This window comes from Fibrobacter sp. UBA7003, assembly GCA_002449765.1.
Lineage (GTDB): Bacteria > Fibrobacterota > Fibrobacteria > Fibrobacterales > Fibrobacteraceae > Fibrobacter.
Genome location: DJXN01000015.1, coordinates 261,816 through 279,871, shown reverse-complemented (window position 1 = coordinate 279,871; position 18,056 = coordinate 261,816). Strand labels below are relative to the sequence as shown.

Annotated in this window: 22 protein-coding genes and 1 tRNA gene; 19 read left to right on the top strand and 4 right to left on the bottom strand. The window is 51.6% G+C overall.

What is annotated here, in order from left to right:
* Window positions 1-555: a hypothetical protein gene (locus B2952_RS13290; RefSeq protein WP_290733581.1), complete on the bottom strand. Its 555-nt coding sequence runs from the start codon at window positions 553-555 to the stop codon at window positions 1-3.
* Between the two features lie 258 nt (window positions 556-813).
* Here B2952_RS13290 and B2952_RS13285 point away from each other — a divergent pair, with 258 nt between their 5' ends.
* A complete protein-coding gene (locus B2952_RS13285) occupies window positions 814-1,131 on the top strand; it encodes a type II toxin-antitoxin system RelE/ParE family toxin (protein WP_290733579.1) in 318 nt (105 codons plus the stop codon).
* A gap of 11 nt (window positions 1,132-1,142) precedes the next feature.
* On the top strand, window positions 1,143-2,165 hold the full coding sequence (locus B2952_RS13280) for an ImmA/IrrE family metallo-endopeptidase (RefSeq protein WP_290733577.1): 1,023 nt from the start codon (window positions 1,143-1,145) through the stop codon (window positions 2,163-2,165).
* 55 nt (window positions 2,166-2,220) lie between these two features.
* On the opposite strand, the gene B2952_RS13275 is transcribed toward B2952_RS13280, so the two are convergent.
* Both B2952_RS13275 and B2952_RS13270 read right to left on the bottom strand, forming a co-directional pair.
* Window positions 2,221-2,523: a type II toxin-antitoxin system RelE/ParE family toxin gene (locus tag B2952_RS13275; RefSeq protein WP_290733575.1), complete on the bottom strand. Its 303-nt coding sequence runs from the start codon at window positions 2,521-2,523 to the stop codon at window positions 2,221-2,223.
* Window positions 2,520-2,822, bottom strand: coding sequence for a type II toxin-antitoxin system RelB/DinJ family antitoxin (locus B2952_RS13270; protein WP_290730779.1), 303 nt, complete (start codon window positions 2,820-2,822; stop codon window positions 2,520-2,522). Before B2952_RS13270 ends, B2952_RS13275 begins: the two co-directional genes overlap by 4 nt.
* On the opposite strand from B2952_RS13270, the gene B2952_RS13265 reads away from it, so the two are divergent.
* From B2952_RS13265 to argS, 12 genes are all read left to right on the top strand, one after another.
* Entirely contained in the window at window positions 2,821-3,105 is a 285-nt protein-coding gene (locus B2952_RS13265) for a Txe/YoeB family addiction module toxin (RefSeq protein ID WP_290733937.1), read from the top strand. The genes B2952_RS13270 and B2952_RS13265 overlap by 2 nt on opposite strands.
* A 644-nt stretch (window positions 3,106-3,749) precedes the next feature.
* Entirely contained in the window at window positions 3,750-4,553 is an 804-nt protein-coding gene (locus tag B2952_RS13260) for a restriction endonuclease (RefSeq protein WP_097035711.1), read from the top strand.
* Window positions 4,550-5,578 (top strand): site-specific DNA-methyltransferase, encoded by a 1,029-nt coding sequence (locus B2952_RS13255; protein ID WP_290733573.1) that lies wholly within the window; start codon window positions 4,550-4,552, stop codon window positions 5,576-5,578. Before B2952_RS13260 ends, B2952_RS13255 begins: the two co-directional genes overlap by 4 nt.
* A gap of 288 nt (window positions 5,579-5,866) precedes the next feature.
* Entirely contained in the window at window positions 5,867-7,198 is a 1,332-nt protein-coding gene (miaB, locus tag B2952_RS13250; protein ID WP_290733571.1) for a tRNA (N6-isopentenyl adenosine(37)-C2)-methylthiotransferase MiaB, read from the top strand.
* Window positions 7,199-7,237: 39 nt separating this feature from the next.
* Window positions 7,238-8,212, top strand: coding sequence for an SPOR domain-containing protein (locus tag B2952_RS13245; protein ID WP_290733569.1), 975 nt, complete (start codon window positions 7,238-7,240; stop codon window positions 8,210-8,212).
* A 104-nt stretch (window positions 8,213-8,316) separates the two neighbouring features.
* Window positions 8,317-8,400: transfer RNA gene (locus tag B2952_RS13240), tRNA-Leu, on the top strand.
* Between the two features lie 53 nt (window positions 8,401-8,453).
* The gene (locus B2952_RS13235) at window positions 8,454-9,149 is read left to right on the top strand and encodes a hypothetical protein (protein ID WP_290733567.1); all 696 of its coding nucleotides are present in this window, start codon (window positions 8,454-8,456) and stop codon (window positions 9,147-9,149) included.
* A gap of 7 nt (window positions 9,150-9,156) precedes the next feature.
* A complete protein-coding gene (gene panD / locus B2952_RS13230; RefSeq protein ID WP_173380904.1) occupies window positions 9,157-9,510 on the top strand; it encodes an aspartate 1-decarboxylase in 354 nt (117 codons plus the stop codon).
* A gap of 38 nt (window positions 9,511-9,548) precedes the next feature.
* Window positions 9,549-10,091 carry a hypothetical protein gene (locus tag B2952_RS13225; protein WP_290730799.1) on the top strand — a complete coding sequence of 181 codons (543 nt, stop codon included), beginning with the start codon at window positions 9,549-9,551 and terminating at the stop codon, window positions 10,089-10,091.
* The gene (locus B2952_RS13220; protein WP_290730802.1) at window positions 10,091-10,501 is read left to right on the top strand and encodes a LytR C-terminal domain-containing protein; all 411 of its coding nucleotides are present in this window, start codon (window positions 10,091-10,093) and stop codon (window positions 10,499-10,501) included. Before B2952_RS13225 ends, B2952_RS13220 begins: the two co-directional genes overlap by 1 nt.
* Window positions 10,488-10,901: a ribosome silencing factor gene (gene rsfS / locus B2952_RS13215; protein WP_173380901.1), complete on the top strand. Its 414-nt coding sequence runs from the start codon at window positions 10,488-10,490 to the stop codon at window positions 10,899-10,901. The genes B2952_RS13220 and rsfS overlap by 14 nt, the downstream gene beginning before the upstream one ends.
* The gene (gene argS, locus B2952_RS13210) at window positions 10,888-12,615 is read left to right on the top strand and encodes an arginine--tRNA ligase (RefSeq protein ID WP_290724293.1); all 1,728 of its coding nucleotides are present in this window, start codon (window positions 10,888-10,890) and stop codon (window positions 12,613-12,615) included. Before rsfS ends, argS begins: the two co-directional genes overlap by 14 nt.
* Before the next feature lie 94 nt (window positions 12,616-12,709).
* Here the strand turns inward: argS and B2952_RS13205 are convergent, their stop codons facing one another.
* A complete protein-coding gene (locus B2952_RS13205; protein WP_173380899.1) occupies window positions 12,710-13,828 on the bottom strand; it encodes a fibrobacter succinogenes major paralogous domain-containing protein in 1,119 nt (372 codons plus the stop codon).
* Between the two features lie 99 nt (window positions 13,829-13,927).
* Here B2952_RS13205 and purU point away from each other — a divergent pair, with 99 nt between their 5' ends.
* Genes purU through B2952_RS13180 form a run of 5 tightly spaced genes read left to right on the top strand, consistent with a single transcriptional unit; the run spans window position 13,928 to window position 17,966 of the window.
* Window positions 13,928-14,773 (top strand): formyltetrahydrofolate deformylase, encoded by an 846-nt coding sequence (purU, locus tag B2952_RS13200; protein ID WP_173365942.1) that lies wholly within the window; start codon window positions 13,928-13,930, stop codon window positions 14,771-14,773.
* A gap of 8 nt (window positions 14,774-14,781) precedes the next feature.
* The gene (locus B2952_RS13195) at window positions 14,782-15,306 is read left to right on the top strand and encodes a hypothetical protein (RefSeq protein WP_173380898.1); all 525 of its coding nucleotides are present in this window, start codon (window positions 14,782-14,784) and stop codon (window positions 15,304-15,306) included.
* Window positions 15,307-15,316: 10 nt separating this feature from the next.
* Window positions 15,317-15,988: an orotate phosphoribosyltransferase gene (gene pyrE, locus B2952_RS13190; RefSeq protein ID WP_290733565.1), complete on the top strand. Its 672-nt coding sequence runs from the start codon at window positions 15,317-15,319 to the stop codon at window positions 15,986-15,988.
* A gap of 26 nt (window positions 15,989-16,014) precedes the next feature.
* Window positions 16,015-16,704 carry a hypothetical protein gene (locus tag B2952_RS13185; protein WP_290733563.1) on the top strand — a complete coding sequence of 230 codons (690 nt, stop codon included), beginning with the start codon at window positions 16,015-16,017 and terminating at the stop codon, window positions 16,702-16,704.
* Complete coding sequence (locus B2952_RS13180) at window positions 16,701-17,966, top strand: hypothetical protein (protein WP_290733561.1); 1,266 nt, start codon at window positions 16,701-16,703, stop codon at window positions 17,964-17,966. Before B2952_RS13185 ends, B2952_RS13180 begins: the two co-directional genes overlap by 4 nt.
* Window positions 17,967-18,056: the final 90 nt, after the last annotated feature.

Sequence of the window (18,056 nt, the reverse complement as noted above, 5' to 3'; positions counted from 1 at the left end):
TTAATCCTTTTTAATATTCAGCCATTTTTTCCCACAATCATCAATTTTCATAAGCATATAATCATCACATCCAAAATCGCCACAAATAGAAGAAATCAAATAGCCTTCATCTTTTAGAGTAACACTAATCCCGTTAATAAAAACAGGAAGTTTATCCAGTTTACAATCTTCATTCGGTTTTTCACGAGTTGTTTGCACACACACCAATTCACCTGACTCGCATTTTTCATCTGCCAACGAAAATGAAAATTCATTTCCTTCTTCAGCACAAAAAACTTTTCCTCCGCTCATTTTAAGCGATTGCCCATAAACACAAAACAGCAAGGAATCTAGCTTTTCGCCAAGTCCCAGTTTATCCAAATGACATGAAATCAAATCCTCAGGCGTTAGAGAATTCAACCGAGCCTGGCACTTCGCCTTGCGTTCTTCTTCAGACACCGCTTTACGATCTTTCGAAACTTTTTCCGAAGAAGCACACGCAACAAGCAAGCCTACAAGCACCGCTGCGGTCATCAGGACAATCTTCCCAAGACATTTGCTGAAGAGTTTAGCCATATTTTAAGTATAGCAAAAATATTTTCGCGAACATCGGGGTTTTAGGGGCGGAGCCACTAGGCGTGGGGGTAGCGGAAGACACAGCTAGATGGCGGGGCGCAGCCCACCATGACGATGTGGCTGAAGCGAGGGGGACGCCTCCCCCTTTAGTTATCAACAAAATCGACCCTATTTTTGTAAAAACAAGACACCCCTTGCGTTTCTTAAAAATTTTTATTATATTAAAAAAAAAGATTTTTGATTAACGGTGGAGGTTTCTTGAAAGTTGAGTTTAGAGATAAGGATTTGGAACTTTGCGCAATGGATGAGGCTTATGCAATACGGCGAATGGGCAAAAAACGGGCAAAATGCTACAGAACGCGAATCAACGCCTTGGTCACAGTCGCAAATTTCGCCGATTTATCCAAGTATCCAGGTCATTTTCATGAATTGGTCGGAAACCGAAAAGGACAATGGGCATGCGACCTTGATCAACCATACCGATTGATTATTTGGGGCGCAGAACCGAACAAGGCTGTTATTTGGGCTGAAGTTACCGAAGCCAAAGTCATAGAAATTGTAGATTATCATAAATAGAGAGGAATAATATGGCAGAAGAAAAAGAACTCCTTTTGTGGGGGGCAACTTCCCCTGGAGAAATTCTTGAAGAAAAACTTCAAGAAATGAATGTGGATGTTAACGATTTCGCCGCCCGAATCGGCTACACCCCCAAGACGGTGAACGAATTGCTCAAAGCCAAGTGCAGGGTGACGGCAGAAATGGCCTACAGCCTTGAATTTGGGACAGGAATTCCTCAGTATTGTTGGCTAGAAGCACAAAAGCTGTACGAACGGGATCTCTGGCGTGAAAAGGTCAAGAAATCTCTCAAGAATCGGATTAACTGGCGCAAGTTCTTCCCTATCGGTGAACTCAATCCGCGCACATGGATCAAGGACTTCAACAACAAAGAAGACGGCGTATCGCCCATTCTCAGGTTCTTCGGGGTGGCAAGCCCCAAGGCGTGGGAAAATTACTATTACAAGAACCGCCTGAAGGTGGCCTTCCGCATTTCGCTAGCCGAAACCGAAGACCCGTACGCGGCCTCCGTGTGGATGCGCCGCGGCGAAATCCTCGCCGACGAAATCAAGATGGAAAAGCAGAACGACAAGAAGGTGCGTTCCGCCATCAAGAAGGCGATGCCGCAATTTGTGGAACTGGCCAAAAACGACGTTGCCGCGTGGGAAGATTTACGCCGCAAGAAGGCATTGCCCAAGCCGAAGGTGGGCGAAGATTTCATTGACGACGGCATGCACAAGTTGCAGGAACTGGGCGCAAAGCTCGGAATCAAGGTGCTCTACGCGCAGAACTTCAAGTCGGCGCCGATTCATGGCATGGCCCGCTGGTACAAGGACATCCCCGTCATCCAGCTGCATGACCGTTTCAAGGACCGCAATGCGTTCTGGTTCACGTTCTTCCATGAGCTCGGGCACATCGTGCTCCACGGCAAGAAGGACATCTTCATCAAGAACGTCTATTACGGCAACAAGAACCAGCAGAAGGACGACGAGGCAAACACATTCGCACAAAAATACATGACGCAGGCAGGGCTGGAAGATTCACGGATTCCTTAAAAACCCGCCTATTTTATTAGATGTGAGCAATCATATCTATTGGTAACGTTGAAGGCTATTTTGTTTCCTGTCTGCAATAAAAGACGCGCAATATAACGACGATTCGCTTGTTATGGTCGACATGGTAAAACAGTCGGTAATTGTCCACTGACATCGATCGAACTTCACGTAAAATCCAGGGTTCGTCTTGACATAAGGCGAAAGCTTCTGGAAAATCGGACAATGTATTCACCGATTCCTGAATTTTTCCCATGAGATTCTTTGCCGCGATAGGCGAACAAAGTGTTACGCTGATATAGTCAAAGATTTGTTCGATGTCGGCCTGTGCTGCGGAAGAAAAGTGGACTTCGAAATTCATACCTTGTACTTTTTCTTGACATCGGAAAGGACCATCGCGGCGGGGCGGGTGCGGCCTTTCAGCATGTCGTTGTAGCCCTTCTCGAGTTCCGCATCGAGGCGTTCTTTAGACCATTTGGCGGAGTTTTCTGGAGCCTTGGGCAACTTCACGTCGAAGGGAATTCCCTGTTGCAGAATAATCTGCTTGTAGAACATGTTGATGGCGCTGGAAACGGATATGCCGAGGGTTTCCAGGACGTTCTCGGCCTGTTCCTTAACATCGGGCTCTATACGAGCGTATAAATTTGCAGTCTTGTTCATGCCACTCAATATACATTTTTGTACGCACAAAAGCAATACATTTTTTTTGATAAAAATTGAAACTTGGCAACTTCAGGACAAAAAGACTCTAAAAAAAGTTAATCAACTATTAAAAAATATCGAGCGCAGCAATTTTGAAGGTCTTGGTAAACCCGAGGCGCTTAAAGGCAACTTGAGCGGATTCTGGAGCCGCAGAATCGACGACGCAAACCGTCTGATTTATCGAATCAACGACGAATTTATCGACATTCTCTCGTGCAAAGGCCATTACGAGAACGTCTGACTAGGAAGGACGGAGCCTTTAAGTCAGATTGTTGCTTTTTTGTCATGCCCGTGCAAGCGGGCTTTCTTTTCCCCAAAAAAATTATATATTTATTCTTGAAAATAGAGTTTTCTCTTATTCTCAGCTAGAAATCTCGACAGTTTCCAGATATAGAGGATAGGACGAACGCTCACGTCTGCGGCAATTCTGTTGCCGTATCGTTTTGCTATAGGCAAATTGTATTTGCCTTTTAGTTACGCGACCTTTATTGGGGCGTGAGTTGTTTGTGTTTATTTGTATCGGGCAGTCGAGAGCCTCTAGCTGGTAAATACATTCAACTCCACGCCTTTTTTATTCAAAAAAATTGGGTTGATTGCTGAATAAGGGTGAACTCGTACCGGAGTTTAACTCTTGTTCTTAGCTAGAAATCTCGACAATTTCTGATACAAAGAATAAGACTTATACTCGCCAACGCCTATGTAATACATGGGTGAAGTGTATCCTGAGTGAATAATATTCGCTCGGGTTATATTGGTCATACCGTTGCAAACCTGTAAAGGCGAAGCAATCTCTTGACTCATATTGCGAGTTTTGTTCTTTGAAATGTCGTGCGTTTTGGCACTTGCGAGAGTGACTCGTTCACTTTCAGTAAGGAGTCAAATAAAATGCCCGCCATTTTACGAGCAGCCAATCCATGGACACAAAAAAGCATCGACTACGCAGCAAACCGCCCCTATCTAGATGATTTGTACACAGTCTATCCTGTGGTACACGAAAATGTACGCAAAATAGATGAAAGAATCATGTATCGCGTTGAAATGTACTTTAACGAGAGAGATAATTTCAATCTAATAGCCTCTCTGTTGGATTTAGACCTGTTTCCTGTAAAAGACAGTTATATTCCCTTCTTACGAAAATCAAAAGACGCCATTAGAAGAAATCCGCAAATAATCAACCGCATCTGCGGGGATCTCTATGAAATGGGATTCAGGGAGCTCTATAAAAGATGCACCGAACCCAAAGAAGCCAATCGCCAAATGGGTCCCATGTTTCGCAATTGGCTTAATTCTGGGGCTTTAGGAATTAGACCTGTTCCTGAATCAGTTTTTGTTCGTAGTACAGGAAATGCAATTCTTGATGGATCCGACAGTTCAATGATGGATTTTGCTAGACGGAATTTCGGATACAACCGAGAAAAAGGGCTTGATTTCATAGCTCGATATAACGGCCGTTATGTTATTGGCGAAGCAAAATTCATTTCTGATTTTGGTGGTCATCAAAATGACCAGTTTGTGGATGCTATTGCGACAATTGAATCTCCCCTTAGAAATAACGATGTCGTAAAAATCGGCATAATTGATGGTGTTCCTTATATACGGAATAACGGGAAACTTTTCCTTAATTTGATCAGGACAGAATACAACATCATGTCGGCTCTTGTACTTCGTGATTTCCTGGAGTCGCTATGAAAAACACTCTCATAAAAGGCGACAACATAGATTCACTGGTGTATATCCGTGATAAGATGAAATTACGCGAATCTATTGATTTGGTCTATATTGATCCTCCTTTTGCAACGGGAGGTGAGTTTAAAACAGATTCTAATGGACGTGTAGCTACAATTAGTAGTTCGTCATCCGGCAAAATAGCGTATTCTGATAAATTAACTGGTTCGGCTTTTATTGAATTTTTGCGCGAGAGGGTTCAAATTATATACGATCTTCTTTCTTCGCAAGGTTCATTCTATTTACACATAGACTATAAAATTGGTCATTATGTAAAGTGCATGCTTGATGAAATTTTTGGAATTGAAAATTTCAGGAATGATATAACAAGAATAAAATGCAATCCGAAAAATTTTTCAAGAATTGGCTATGGCAACATAAAGGATATGATTCTATTCTACACAAAAGGAAAGAATCCTATCTGGCACGAGCCAAGAATTCCTATGTCAGAAGAGGAAATTGCAAAGTTGTATACAAAAGTTGACAAAAACGGAAGACGCTATACAACTGTTCCAATCCACGCTCCTGGCGAAACAAAAGATGGAAAATCTTCGCAAAAATTCAAAGGGATTTTACCCCCTCCAGGAAGGCATTGGAGATGTAGTGTGGAAGAACTAGAACAATTAGATAAAGATGGTTTAATTGAATGGTCTGCATCGGGAAATCCGCGTAAAATCAACTACGCCGATGAACATCTGACCAAGAAGTTGCAAGATATTTGGACTTTCAAGGATTCTCCTAATCCTATTTATCCGACAGAGAAAAATCACGAAATGTTGCAAACAATTATTAAGGCGTCCTCCAATGAGGATTCCATCGTGATGGATTGCTTTGCCGGCTCGGGAGGCACTTTGGTTGAAGCAAGCAGGTTGGGACGCAAATGGATTGGCGTCGATAAATCGGATATAGCAATTGAAACCATTAAAAAGAATCTTGAGAATAATGGTTTCTTTGCTAATGAATCAATGTATAAATACATCGAAATTTAGCTTGTAAGTTGTTAGATAATTCGTGGGCATTGCAAAAATCCCTGTGGCTCAGCCATGACAATTCGCGCAAGCACGATTGTCACGGCATTCGCCTTTGGGGGTGTTAGGGGGCGGAGCCTCCTAGGAGAGAGGGTAGCGGCCCTTCGACAGGCTCAGGGACCTTTGTCACTGGGACTAGCGATGGAAGCGAGGGGGAAGCCTCCCCCTTTCATAATAAAAAGATTCTATCGCTGCGCTCCAGAATGACTTTTCTAAGTTCTGCCAACTAAAAATGCTATCTTTACCCGCATGAAAAAATACCACTTGGCCACATACGGCTGCCAGATGAACGAGTACGACTCGGCGATGATTGCCCAGGAGCTCGACATGTGCGGTTGCGTCGAGACGAGCAACCAGGAAGATGCCGACTTTATCATCGTAAACACCTGCAGCGTACGCGAAAAGGCCGAGGAAACAGCCATCGCGAACATCAGCAAGCTCAAGTACCTGAAGAAGAAGAATCCCGACGTGAAGGTGGTCGTTTGCGGCTGCATGGCGAAGAATCGCGGGCCGGAACTTTTGAAGAGGCTCCCGAACGTGAGCTACATCGTGGGGCCGGACCAGTACAAGAAAATTCCGGAACTGCTGCTAGGCGATGCCAAAAGCCCCTTGCACCTGACGCACCACAAGATGTTCATCGACGAGGACCTGAGCGAGAACTACCTGGGTGAATACGCGAAACTCCAGAACGACTTCACCACCTTCGTCGCCATCCAGCGCGGTTGCAACAAGCGCTGCAGCTACTGTATTGTGCCGTACCTGCGCGGGCCGGAAAAATACCGCGACATGGAAGATGTTCTTGCCGAAGTGCGCAAGGCGGCCGACAAGGGCATTACCGAGGTGACGCTCCTTGGCCAGACGGTGAACGCCTACAAGACGGAAGGCGGCAATTTTGCCGACCTGCTCACGAAGGTTTCTGAAATCGGGGGCATCCGCCGCATCCGCTTTACGAGCCCGCACCCGAGGCATTACACGAACGAGCTCATCGACGTGCTGCTGAACAACCCGAAGGTCTGCCACTACGCGCACATCCCCATCCAGAGCGGCTCCGACGCCATGCTCAAGAAGATGCGCCGCCAGCACAACATGGAGCAGTACCTCTCGATTATCGAACAGCTGCGGAGCCACGACCCGTTCTACGGGATTTCGACGGACGTGATTTGCGGATTCGTGGGCGAAACGGAAGAGGACTTCGAGCAGACGCTCAAGGCATTTGAACAGTGCCAGTTCGACAGCGCCTTCATGTTCATCTACAGCCCGCGCAAGGGCACGGAATCGTACAAGGAAGCGGAGACGCTCACCGAGCAAGAAAAGCAGGAACGCCACACGCGCCTGGTAGAACTGCAGAACGCCATCACGCTCAAGAGGAACCAGATGATGCTCGGCCGCACCGAGGAACTCCTGGTGGAAAAGAACTCCGTGCGCGACGAGACGGAACTGCGTGGCCGCACCGACAACTTCAAGAAGGTGGTGTTCAAGCCAGAAGTTGGCCAAATCGTGAAGCCCGGCGACTACGTGAAGGTGAAGCTGGACGACATTCGCGGATGGACGATTCGAGGAAAATTGATGATTGATGATTGATGGTTGATTATTAATGATGGATAATTGTGGTGTGAGGTAATGAAGATGAAGTTTTGGAATGTTCGCGGAATTGCCGCTATTTTGTTCTTGATTTGCAGTACAAGTTCACTTGCGCAACCCGCAGCAAATGCCCCCGCAGATTCGCAGGCGACCGTTACGATTGCCGATGCGCAGAAGGCGTACGTGGCCGGCAAGTGGAAAGACGCCGCGACCGCCTACGAGGCTGCGTGCCCCAGGGAACCTGATTCGGTACGCGCCGAATGCTACCTGTGGAATGTCCTCGCCCTTTCGCAGACCGGAAACGCGAAAGACTTTTCCAAGGCGGGCAAGCGCCTCGACAGCCTCATCGGCAAGACAAACCCCCAGCACAAGGTATATGCCGACCTCATGATGACCAAGGCTCAGTTCCAGTTGTACATGGGCAGGCACGCCAAGGCTGCCGAAGCCTTGATCCACGCGATCGAGACGTCGCAACCGCACCAGGTCGTCGTCCTCAAAAAGATTTGTGCAGCCGTGCAGCCCAAGGTCAAGCAGCAGGCACTGAACGAAGCCTGCGCCCGACTCGACGAGCCGCAACCGGCCGCAACAGTCCCGAATACGGCCAAGCCCGTTCCGGCAGCAACGGACAGCGTCAAGGACTCGCTTCAAAGTCCAACGCAGCCTCCCGAACCGCCGAAACCCGTCGCAGCAGCAGATTCCGCTCCGGCACCGGAGGTCAAGCCTGCACCGGAGGTCCAACCCGAAACAAAAGTTCCCGATAAAGCCCCAAGCGCGGCAACCGAATCCTGGATTTTGCAGCTCGGTGCCTTCGGCGTGAAATCCAACGCGGATTTGCTGGTCAGCAACCTCAAAAAACGCGGCATCGCGGCCACTATCGAAGAACGCGCCGGAGAGACGAAAACGCTCTACCTCGTGCAGACGGGGCCCTTCGAAACCAAGGAAAAGGCTGTTGATTTCGGTGCAAAGAAACTCGCGCCGATCAACGTGGAATTCAGGGCAATTCTGAAAAAATAGGATCGGGCAGGCCCTTCGGACCCCTAAAATTTGTTCAAATTTCGTATTTTTGCGCATTTTCCCTACAAAAAAACATAAAATGTTCTATATTTAGGACACCCCAAGCCGGGGTGGTGAAATTGGTAGACGCGCCGGACTCAAAATCCGGTACTCGCGAGAGTGTGAGGGTTCGATTCCCTCCCCCGGCATATAGGATAGGAGTAAAAGCCTAATGTCTTTTTGGAGCAAGATTGGATTAATAATGTTCCTCGCATGCGCGATGTCCTTCGCGCAGTTTGACGACGAACCGTCTGGCGACGAGTCAACGGAACAGTCTTACTCTTACGGTGACGATAATTCATCCGATGATGGCGCATCGGTCGGCGAGGCAACCGCCTCCGGCGACCAGTGGGAAGGTTTCCGCTACGAAGACCTCGGGCTCACCCAGTGGGAATTCCAGCAGGCAAAAGAAGAAGGCATTTCGAGGGACAAGCTCACCAGGCTCGTGGAGCTTGGCGTCCGCATTTCCGAATACCTCCAGAAACCGTGGAACAAGCTCGGCGTTTCCGAAGAAGACTGGCTCGCCCAGCGTTCGCAGGGAATGGAAGATGCAGACATCGACCGTTCCTACAGGAACAAGTCTGGCAACCAGGGTGCCGCCTACCTCTCCCTACTCCTCCCCAGCTACTATCAGTGGAAGATGGACCAGTCCACAAAGGCTATCTGGATTGACGTGCTCTGGGTCGCAAGCGTGGGAGCAACGACTTACCTCGCCGTAAGCGGCAACAACGCATGGTGGTACGGCCTTATCGTCGTGGCCGGCGCCCACATCTGGTCGTTCGCCGACGCATTCTTCGGTACCCAGTGGGACAGCAACCCCGATGCAAACCGATTCAGCTACGGCGTTCTCCCGACCCCGGAAAAGGGTGTCCTGGGATTCTTCAATGTAAAGTTCTAAGCGCATCATGCAGCTGGAATTACTCAAAAGCAAAATTCACCGCGCTACCGTAACCGACGCAAACCTCAACTACGAGGGCTCGATTACGATTGCCCGCGATTTGATGGACGCCGCAAACATCCTCCCCTTCGAAAAGGTGGGCGTGCTCGACGTGAACAACGGCAGCCGCCTCGACACCTACGTCATCGAAGGCCCGGCCGGTTCCGGAGTCATCTGCCTGAACGGGGCTGCAGCCCGCCTCGTGCAACCCGGCGACCTCGTGATTATTGTCGCCTACGCGACCATGAGCGAAGAAGAGGCCAAGTCGTGGAAGCCGACCGTCATCCACGTGAACGCGAAGAACGAAATCACGAACAAGTAGCCCGGATCGACATCGTCCGAGATACTTATATTTCCAGCATGCGGTTTACCCTTCTGTCTGTAGCAATCCTTGCGGCCTTCGCGTTTTCTGCGGAGCCCGTCCCAAGCGATTCGCTCTCCGCAAGCGACTCCGCCGTTGTAACACCCGCATTCGACGGCATTCCCTGGAACCACTCGTCTTTTCCCCGTGAAAGGCTACTCCGCAGGACATCCATCGACCCGGCCCTGAGCGCCGCATTTTCGTACTCCGTGAGTTTCATGGGCGGTTCCTATGGCACGTTCGCGCAACAGAGCTATCTAGCGCACCTCGCATACGAATTCGACCCCAGCCTGCACCTCTACGCCGATTTCGGACTCTGGATGCCGCTCTATGCGAACTTCCGCGCAGGAGCACCCATACCCAAGGAAGACATCAAGCAGGGGAAAGTTGAATTCATCCTGCCCGCAATCGCCCTGGAATACAAACCGACAGACAATTCCTACATCAGGCTCATGTTCGTAAACGAGAACGACGCAATCAAGGCTTACGGACCGTTCCGTTATCCCTCGTGCTACTGGAGAAATTCTATTTTTTGCCGTTGATGAAGAACAGCGCCGTAGCCATAGCCCTCCTGCTTGCGACATTTTTTCTCTCCGCCTGTGAAGAAGAGAAGGTTGTCGTCAAGGAGAAGCGCACCTACAAGGGCGACATTGAGGTGTTGAACAGTTGCGGAGAACCAGGGGCTGCAGCCAAAATGCGAACTTTCTTACGCGAAAATGGATTCGACGTGGTGAGCTTCGGGAACGACATGTTGCAGAACTACGAGGAAACCATCCTTGTGCTCCGGAATCCGGAATGGGAAGGCGCAAAAGCTCTGGCCCAGACGCTCCAGACAAAAAACGTTCTTACCATCGTAAGCAAGCGTGCCTATGTCGACGCAGCCGTTTATATAGGAAAAGATTTTCATAAAATCATAGAACCCGAACAGGGAGAAACAGATGACAACGAATAAGCAAGAACTTCCAGAGTCCGTAAAAATCGGTGCCAGCATTTTATTTGAGCTGCGCGCCCAGAACGTGCAGCTGATTGACCTGCGCGGCATCAAGGATGTCACGGATTATTTCCTCGTGGCAACCTGCGAAAGCGAAGCCCAGATGCAAGCGATTCTGAACGAGCTCCGCAAGGAATTCAAGGCGAACAAGCTCCCGTCCGTGGGCGTGGAATACAAGGAAGGCGTGCGCTGGGCAGTGTTCGATGCGGGCCTCGACCTGATGGTCCACCTGTTCGAAGAAGAAAAGCGTAACGAGATTTCGCTAGACCGTCTCTATGCCGACGGCAAGATTGTGGAACTCGATGAAAATGACTTTGTAAAGACAACCGACAAGAAGGCCGACGACAATGAACTCGTTTGAGCAAGAAATCGCAGAAGCGCTCGCCGCCACCGGCTCCTTCGAGAAGGAAGCCGCACTCAAGCTTATCTCCGTGCCGCCTGACACCAGCCACGGAAACTTCACCATCCCCTGCTTTTCACTCGCGAAGGTGATGCGCAAGGCCCCGAAGATGATTGCGGAAGATTTGGCCGCACAGGTGAAACTCCCCGCAGGCCTTTCGAAGGTGGAAGCCGTGAACGGCTACCTGAACTTCTTCATCGACCGCGGATTCCTCGCGAAGTCGACTCTCGAAGAAATCGCCGCCAAGGGTTTGGAATACGGTCACGCCGCACCCAACGGGAAGGTCGTCTGCATCGACTTCAGCTCCCCGAACATCGGTAAGGAACTTGCCTTCCACCATCTGCGCTCCACGATGATTGGAAACTCGCTTTCCCGCATCTACAAGGCAGCCGGCTACAAGGTGGAACGCATCAACCACCTCGGTGACTGGGGAACCGCATTCGGCAAGCTTATCGTGATGTACCTGCGCGAAAACCGTCCCACCGACGACGCCACGCTCGATAGCCTCACCGTGAAGGAGCTCAACATCCTTTACGCCGCATTCTCCAAGGCATCTAAGGAAGAGCCGGGTCTCGAAGACGAAGCACGCGCCGCATTCACTAAGCTCGAACAGGGCGACGAATTCTACCGCAAGCTCTGGACAGCCTTCCGTGCAGCGACACTCAAGGAACTCATGCGCATCTACGACATGATGGGCGTGGGCTTTGACCACTACACTGGCGAATCCTTCTTCGAAGACAAGATTCCCGCCATTCTCGACGAACTCCGCGAAAAGAACCTGATGGTCAAGAGCCAGGATTTGGACGTGGTGATGCTCGACGAATTCGACCTGAACCCCTGCCTTATCCGCAAGAGCGACGGTTCTACCTTGTACGCAACCCGCGACCTCGCTGCCGCCTGCTACCGCAAGAAGGAATACAACTTCGACAAGTGCCTCTACGTGGTGGACCTCGGACAGGCGCTCCACTTCAAGCAGGTGTTCCATGTGCTTAAGAAGATGGGCCGTGAATGGTACAAGGACATGTACCACATTCCGTTCGGCGTGATTCTGCAGCTGGTGGACGGCAAGTGGGAAAAGGGCAAGACCCGCACGGGTACCGCAAGCCTGTTGCGCGACGTGATTGAAGCCGCCCAGAAGAAGATTCTCGAATTCATTGACGAGAAGAATCCGGGCCTCGAGAATAAGGAACTGATTGCCCGCCAGATCGGCATTAGCGCCCTTACCTTCAACGACCTCAAGAACAGCCGCCTGAAGGATGTGCGCTTTGACTGGGACGCCGTGATGAGCTTCGAAGGCGATACGGGTCCGTATGTGCAGAACGCCCACGTGCGCCTGTGCAGCATCATGCGCAAGGCCGGCATTGAACGCGCGGACCTCGCCGCCGCAATCAAGGACGTGAACTTCGCCGAACTCAGCGACGATGCGGCCTACAGCCTCATCAACATCCTGTCGAAGAAGGGCAAGAAGATTCTGGATGCTGTCGCCGGTGACGAACCGAGCGTGCTCGCCCAGTACGCCTTGGAAATCGCAGAAGCCGCCCACAAGTTCATCCACGAAGACCGCGTGCTTGGCTCCGCCGAAGAAAAGTCCCGCCTGTTCCTGGTTCAGGCAACACAGATTGTGCTCGAGAACGTGCTCGACCTGCTGGGACTCTTCCCGATCCGCCAGATGTAAAAAAAAACGCAAGCCCTTCGGGCTTGTGTTTTTTTCAATTGAGAATTGATGATTGAGAATTAATAATTATCAATTATACATTATCAATCATCAATCAATTTCCGTTGATGCAGCGAACGGAGTAGGCGTTGTTCTTTGCGTTGTTCGGCACGAGCTGTCGCACCATCTGATCGCTCATGCGGCCCATGGACCAGAGCCAGATGGTTTCGTTCCTGCCGTTTTGTGCGGACCAGAATCCGGCATACTCGCCCATTTCCTCGTAGCGGACCATGGTCTTGCCAAGCACCTTGCGGTAGCCCGAAGAATAGACGGAGAAGCCGTATTCGTCCGTGCCACCACCACCGTGCCAGCCAGTAGTAGCCTTCATCTTCTCGGCGAACTTGCCACATTTGTCTACACCTTCGTAGCACTTGGTAAGCCCAACGAGCATGTCCATCCATTCGCGGTCACGCGGCAAATGCCAGCCTTCAGGACAAGCCTTCCGGGCTCCTTCCAAATCGTAGAGACGACCGCTGCGCAAGCAATAGTTATCCTTGTCCTCGTAGCACCAGGAATGCCCTTCGACGTTGTAGTTCACGTTCTGGGCGAACCATTCACGGCCTTCCACCTTGATGGTGCGGTACACCTGGCCATCGCGCGGATCGGTAAAGGCGCTGGATACGCTGCGGATGTCGGCATGGTGCTGCTGTTCCGCCTTGCGGAATTCTGCAAGGCGTTCGCGCTTGTACTTTTCGCGGCCTTCAAGGTTTGCCGCCCAGTATTCCTGCGCCTTCGGGTTCGTGAACTTTATTCGCAAGTCCCCGACAGCGTAAGTGTCGTCGCCACAGGCGAGGTCCACGCCGGCGATATTCACAATCTGTTCTTCCTTGCCGAATGTCATGGGCTTGTTGAAGTACGAGATCCAAGCCTCTTTCGACATATTGCACTTGTTGTAGAAGTTTTCTTTCTCGATCTTTTCGGCCGGGACCGTCATGTTTCCCGAAACAGAAAAGGCGAATTTTCCGTCGTTTACCTTAAAGGATACCGGCTGGACTTCTTTATAGTGGGTGTACTTGCCCAGACGGATATTCCCTTCAATTTTTACCGAAGTGTAATCGCCTTCGCCCTCCGCATTGAAAATCGAATCCCACGTTTTCGGGGGAACAGCCTCGGAGAGAGTCCAGAGGCAAAGAGCGGATGCAATGATGACAAATCTCGATTTGGAACAGAACATTTCCTGCCTTCTTTGCTTATGTTGCACAACGTATTGAATGTTAGCTTTTTTTGCGGAATTCCTCAAGGCGCCCTTTTTACAATTAACTACATTTTACATATGGCTATGACCCGTTACATTTTGCAAATTCACTGCCCCGACCAAAAGGGGCTTATCGCCGGGACCACCCAGGTTCTCGCCAAAGCAGGCGCCAATATCATCGACCTGCAACAGCATACGGCGAAAGATATCGAGACCTTTTTCCTCCGAGCCGTTTTTGAACTGGAAGCTGGCGACATCAGCGAAGTCAACAAGCACCTCGAAACGCTCGCCCCGCACCTCCAGCTGAACTGGAAGCTGTTCGACACCTCCAAGACCGAACGCGTGGCCATTTTCGTCTCGAAGACGGACCACTGCCTCTACGACCTCTTGCTCAAGAGACGCGACGGAGACCTCCCCTGCGAATTCAGCTGCATCGTCGGGAACCACCCCGACTTAGGTCCCGTGGGCGGCACTTTCGGAGTCCCGTTCTACTACGTGCCGTCGAACCCGGACAAGAGCATTCCCGAGAACCGTTTCCGCGAAATCATCGAGGAGACGAAGACCGACACCATCGTGCTCGCCCGCTACATGCAGATTCTGAGCGAGGCTTTTACCGAGGAATTCAAGTACAGGATTATCAACATCCACCACGGGTTCCTCCCCGCATTCAAGGGGGCAAAGCCCTACCACCAGGCATGGCACAAGGGCGTGAAGATTATCGGCGCCACGGCGCATTTTGCCACCGAGGACTTGGACCAGGGGCCCATCATCTGCCAGGATATCCAGCGCGTGCCCGAAACGGCAAGCATCGACGAACTGGTGGAACTTGGAAAGGACATCGAGAAGCGGACGCTTTCTGCCGCCCTCAAACTCTGGCTTGAGCACCGCGTTTTCGTCTACGCCGGAAGAACCTTTATCCTGTAGGAGTTAACATGAACGAAGAAAACCTGAACGAGAACAAGGAAACCACCGAGGCTCCCGCAGTCGAAGCCGCCGAAGCCACGAACGCTGCCCCCGCAACAAACGATACGACAGCTGCCGAAGCAGCCCCGGAAGAAGCAGCCCAACAGGAAACCGTCGCCGAAGCCCCGAAGCCGGAAAGCGAGGAACCGCAGATTATCATCCAGAAGGAACGCGGGTTCGCGCACTACGTGGGATTCGCCCTCCTCTGCGTGCTGTGCATCGCCTTCTTCTTCATCCCGGGCATTGCCCTTACCTTCGGCGTGAGCAGGCTCGTCCCCCTGCCGGGAGCAGCAGCCTGGATATTCAGCGCCATCCTGAGCTTTGTCCTCTGGCTCATCTTCAAGCTCAAGATCAAGGGATTCAAGAAGTCTTTCTACTTCTATATCGGGCTCTGCGTGGTGGTGTTCGCCATCCTCATCGCCATCGAAGTCCTGACCGAGAAGGTCGCCGTATTCTCCAGCATTGCAGCCCTCCTCCTGGGCGGTGCCGCATAAGGATTTTCCTATGAACATCAAAGACCAGTTTGTCCATTTTCTCGTTGAAGCGGGCGCGCTCAAGTTCGGAACCTTCGTCACCAAGAGCGGCCGCGAAACCCCGTATTTCATCAACACCGGGGAGTTCCGCACCGGAGCTACACTTTCGAAGCTTGCCGAATACTACGCAAGCACCTACATGGTCCACTTCGACGGCAAGGCCCAGAACCTCTACGGCCCGGCCTACAAGGGAATTCCGCTCTGCGCCGCTACCGCGATGAAACTCAGCGACGTGTACGCCCAGAACCTCACCTTCACCTACAACCGCAAGGAGGCGAAGGACCACGGCGAAGGCGGCATGCTCGTCGGCTACAAGTACACCGAGAAGACGAACGTCGTGATTATCGAGGACGTGATTACCGCAGGCACCAGCGTGAACGAGACGATGCAGGCGCTCTCAAAAATCGAGAACGCGAATGTCATCGGGCTTCTCATTTCCGTCGACCGCAAGGAAAAGCTCGACAACGGCAAGTCCGCGCTCCAGACGGTGCAGGACGAATACGGAATCGAGGCCCACTCCATCGTGAACATCAACGATATCATCGCATTCCTCGAAAGCGAAGAGAACCGCAAGGCGATCAACGCCCCCGAAGGAATCCTCGAAAAGGTTTACGCCTACCGCGAAAAGTGGGGCGCCAACTAGGGCCAGCCTTCCATTGAGGGAGTGACGTGTTTAGGAAGCTTGCCACACTGTGCATCGCCGTGTGCGCCCTTGTCGGGTGCGGCCCGTCGTACCATTGGAGCAAGTCGCATCCGCTATACAAGCAGCCCCCCTACAGCGCGCTTTCCATCAGCGGCACGCAGAACGCATTCGTGCTGACGCGGTCCAAGTGGTTCGCCAAGAAACTGGAAATCGCTCCCGAGAGTGCGCAGGTGCAGGTGACATCGTTCTGCGAACGCGCCTTCCTCGATGAAATGCGCAGGGCATACCCGGCGCTCAAGGACGTTCCCGACGCGACCATAAACGCATACCCCGAAGAGAGCCAGAAGCTCGACGACCGAATCTTCATCAAGGGACACTTCCCGGAACAGGGCATCGCCGTCAAGAATGCCGACGGTTCGACCCCGGCCCTTGTACTCATCATCCACGAGTTCATCATCGGAACCGACCTGAAGCGCGAACTCTACTACGACTACGACCTCATCCACAAGGAAAACGAAGAGAAACCGACCTCCAAGAACCTGAGCGCCATATTCTCGTACACGCTCTGGGACAACGAAAGGCAGCGTCCGCTGTTTAGCGCCGTTGAAGAAATCCAGCAGCCCATCGTAAAGCTCTCGATGGACGACATGAAATCACTCATCGCCACCGCAGCACGCAAGATTCGCATAAGCCTCTACGAGGGGGTGCAGAAATGAAGCGGGCCATGGCATTCATCCTAGCACTCCTTGCCCTCGCCGCCACGAGCCTCGCGAAGGACGTGTACTTCAACAAGCACCCGGTGCTGTGGGAAAACGCGGACATCCTCATCTGGACTCCCGATGCGCAGAGCCCTGTCGACCCCCGTGAACTCTGCCTCTCGCTCAAGCGCAACAACTCCGGCGCAGGCGAACCCAAGTGCAGGCTTTTCGGGGAATGGGAACGAGACTCCGTCGCCATGCACTACGCTCGATGGTTGCAGAAGAACATGGATCCCGCCCTCGACGAGGAATACCTGCACATCCGCCACCCCGCCCTCATGGCCAAGGTGCAAAGTCTTGAAGACAATATCGTGCTCTACCTGGCCGAAAGCGGGGACAACATCAACGTCGCCATTTTCGACGAGACTTCGACAAACCCGAAAGTCGCGGGGTCGATTGCCAAGAATGCAGACAAGGTAGCACTCGCCGACAAAATCGCAAGCACATTCTTTTCGGGAAAGACCAAACGAAGGCTCTCGAAGGAAGAGCGCCAAAAATTGCAGGACGAGCCCGACGACCTTTACCAGGAAGTTCCCAAGTTCCGGGCCTGGGCCGGAGTAGCGTTCGGATATTCGCAGGCACATATTCCGCTTACGCCCTACACCTGGTACAAGAGCCACGTCGAAAGCGAAGTGCGCAACTACCGCATCACGAAGGATTCGGTAAGCCTCTGGAATTTTATCGATGATTCCGACCCGTTGCTCAACGCCTATCTCGGCGGCATCTGGTACGGGTTCATCGGCCTCGAACTCCAGTACCGTTTCGCAAAGCACAGGGTAAAGACCGATGACGACGACCCCGTCTACGACGAGCTCGACCACTGGGACTTTTACCAGCACGAAATCGGCCTCAACGCGCTGTTCTCTAGGACCTACAATATCAAGAGCTGGCTCGACATCAGCCTCCTCCTCATTCTCGGATTCCAGTACAGCTTCTTTGTCGAGGATATCGCGCTCAACGACGACGTGAAGGAACCCTCGCGCGCCTACAAGGTCCGTATCCGCTTCGAGGAAGCCTACAAGGGAGGCGTCATCGGCGGAGCAGCCCAGTTCGTTTTCAAGAAGCACTATGGCATAGGAATCCGCACCGGGATTTCGACACGCGGACGCGACATGTACGTGGATCCGACCCCCGAAGCGGCGGCGGCGCCCACAATTATCGGAGGCTCCACCATCGACTGGTTCGTCGGCCTCGGACTCGAATACCACTGGAGTCTGTAACGATACAAACTTCGGCGAACATAGTTCGCCTCGCGCTTACGCACGCGCAAGCGGTGAACGTCCCATGTAGATTTTTTCTATCTTTGTGCC

Bases quoted from the DNA above. Each gene is read 5' to 3' on its own strand.
- B2952_RS13290 (WP_290733581.1), bottom strand. From the start codon at position 555: ATGGCTAAACTCTTCAGCAAATGTCTTGGGAAGATTGTCCTGATGACC.
- B2952_RS13280 (WP_290733577.1), top strand. From the start codon at position 1,143: ATGGCAGAAGAAAAAGAACTCCTTTTGTGGGGGGCAACTTCCCCTGGA.
- B2952_RS13275 (WP_290733575.1), bottom strand. From the start codon at position 2,523: ATGAATTTCGAAGTCCACTTTTCTTCCGCAGCACAGGCCGACATCGAA.
- B2952_RS13265 (WP_290733937.1), top strand. From the start codon at position 2,821: ATGCCACTCAATATACATTTTTGTACGCACAAAAGCAATACATTTTTT.
- B2952_RS13270 (WP_290730779.1), bottom strand. From the start codon at position 2,822: ATGAACAAGACTGCAAATTTATACGCTCGTATAGAGCCCGATGTTAAG.
- B2952_RS13260 (WP_097035711.1), top strand. From the start codon at position 3,750: ATGCCCGCCATTTTACGAGCAGCCAATCCATGGACACAAAAAAGCATC.
- B2952_RS13255 (WP_290733573.1), top strand. From the start codon at position 4,550: ATGAAAAACACTCTCATAAAAGGCGACAACATAGATTCACTGGTGTAT.
- miaB (WP_290733571.1), top strand. From the start codon at position 5,867: ATGAAAAAATACCACTTGGCCACATACGGCTGCCAGATGAACGAGTAC.
- B2952_RS13245 (WP_290733569.1), top strand. From the start codon at position 7,238: ATGAAGATGAAGTTTTGGAATGTTCGCGGAATTGCCGCTATTTTGTTC.
- B2952_RS13235 (WP_290733567.1), top strand. From the start codon at position 8,454: ATGTTCCTCGCATGCGCGATGTCCTTCGCGCAGTTTGACGACGAACCG.
- panD (WP_173380904.1), top strand. From the start codon at position 9,157: ATGCAGCTGGAATTACTCAAAAGCAAAATTCACCGCGCTACCGTAACC.
- B2952_RS13225 (WP_290730799.1), top strand. From the start codon at position 9,549: ATGCGGTTTACCCTTCTGTCTGTAGCAATCCTTGCGGCCTTCGCGTTT.
- B2952_RS13220 (WP_290730802.1), top strand. From the start codon at position 10,091: ATGAAGAACAGCGCCGTAGCCATAGCCCTCCTGCTTGCGACATTTTTT.
- rsfS (WP_173380901.1), top strand. From the start codon at position 10,488: ATGACAACGAATAAGCAAGAACTTCCAGAGTCCGTAAAAATCGGTGCC.
- argS (WP_290724293.1), top strand. From the start codon at position 10,888: ATGAACTCGTTTGAGCAAGAAATCGCAGAAGCGCTCGCCGCCACCGGC.
- B2952_RS13205 (WP_173380899.1), bottom strand. From the start codon at position 13,828: ATGTTCTGTTCCAAATCGAGATTTGTCATCATTGCATCCGCTCTTTGC.
- purU (WP_173365942.1), top strand. From the start codon at position 13,928: ATGGCTATGACCCGTTACATTTTGCAAATTCACTGCCCCGACCAAAAG.
- B2952_RS13195 (WP_173380898.1), top strand. From the start codon at position 14,782: ATGAACGAAGAAAACCTGAACGAGAACAAGGAAACCACCGAGGCTCCC.
- pyrE (WP_290733565.1), top strand. From the start codon at position 15,317: ATGAACATCAAAGACCAGTTTGTCCATTTTCTCGTTGAAGCGGGCGCG.
- B2952_RS13180 (WP_290733561.1), top strand. From the start codon at position 16,701: ATGAAGCGGGCCATGGCATTCATCCTAGCACTCCTTGCCCTCGCCGCC.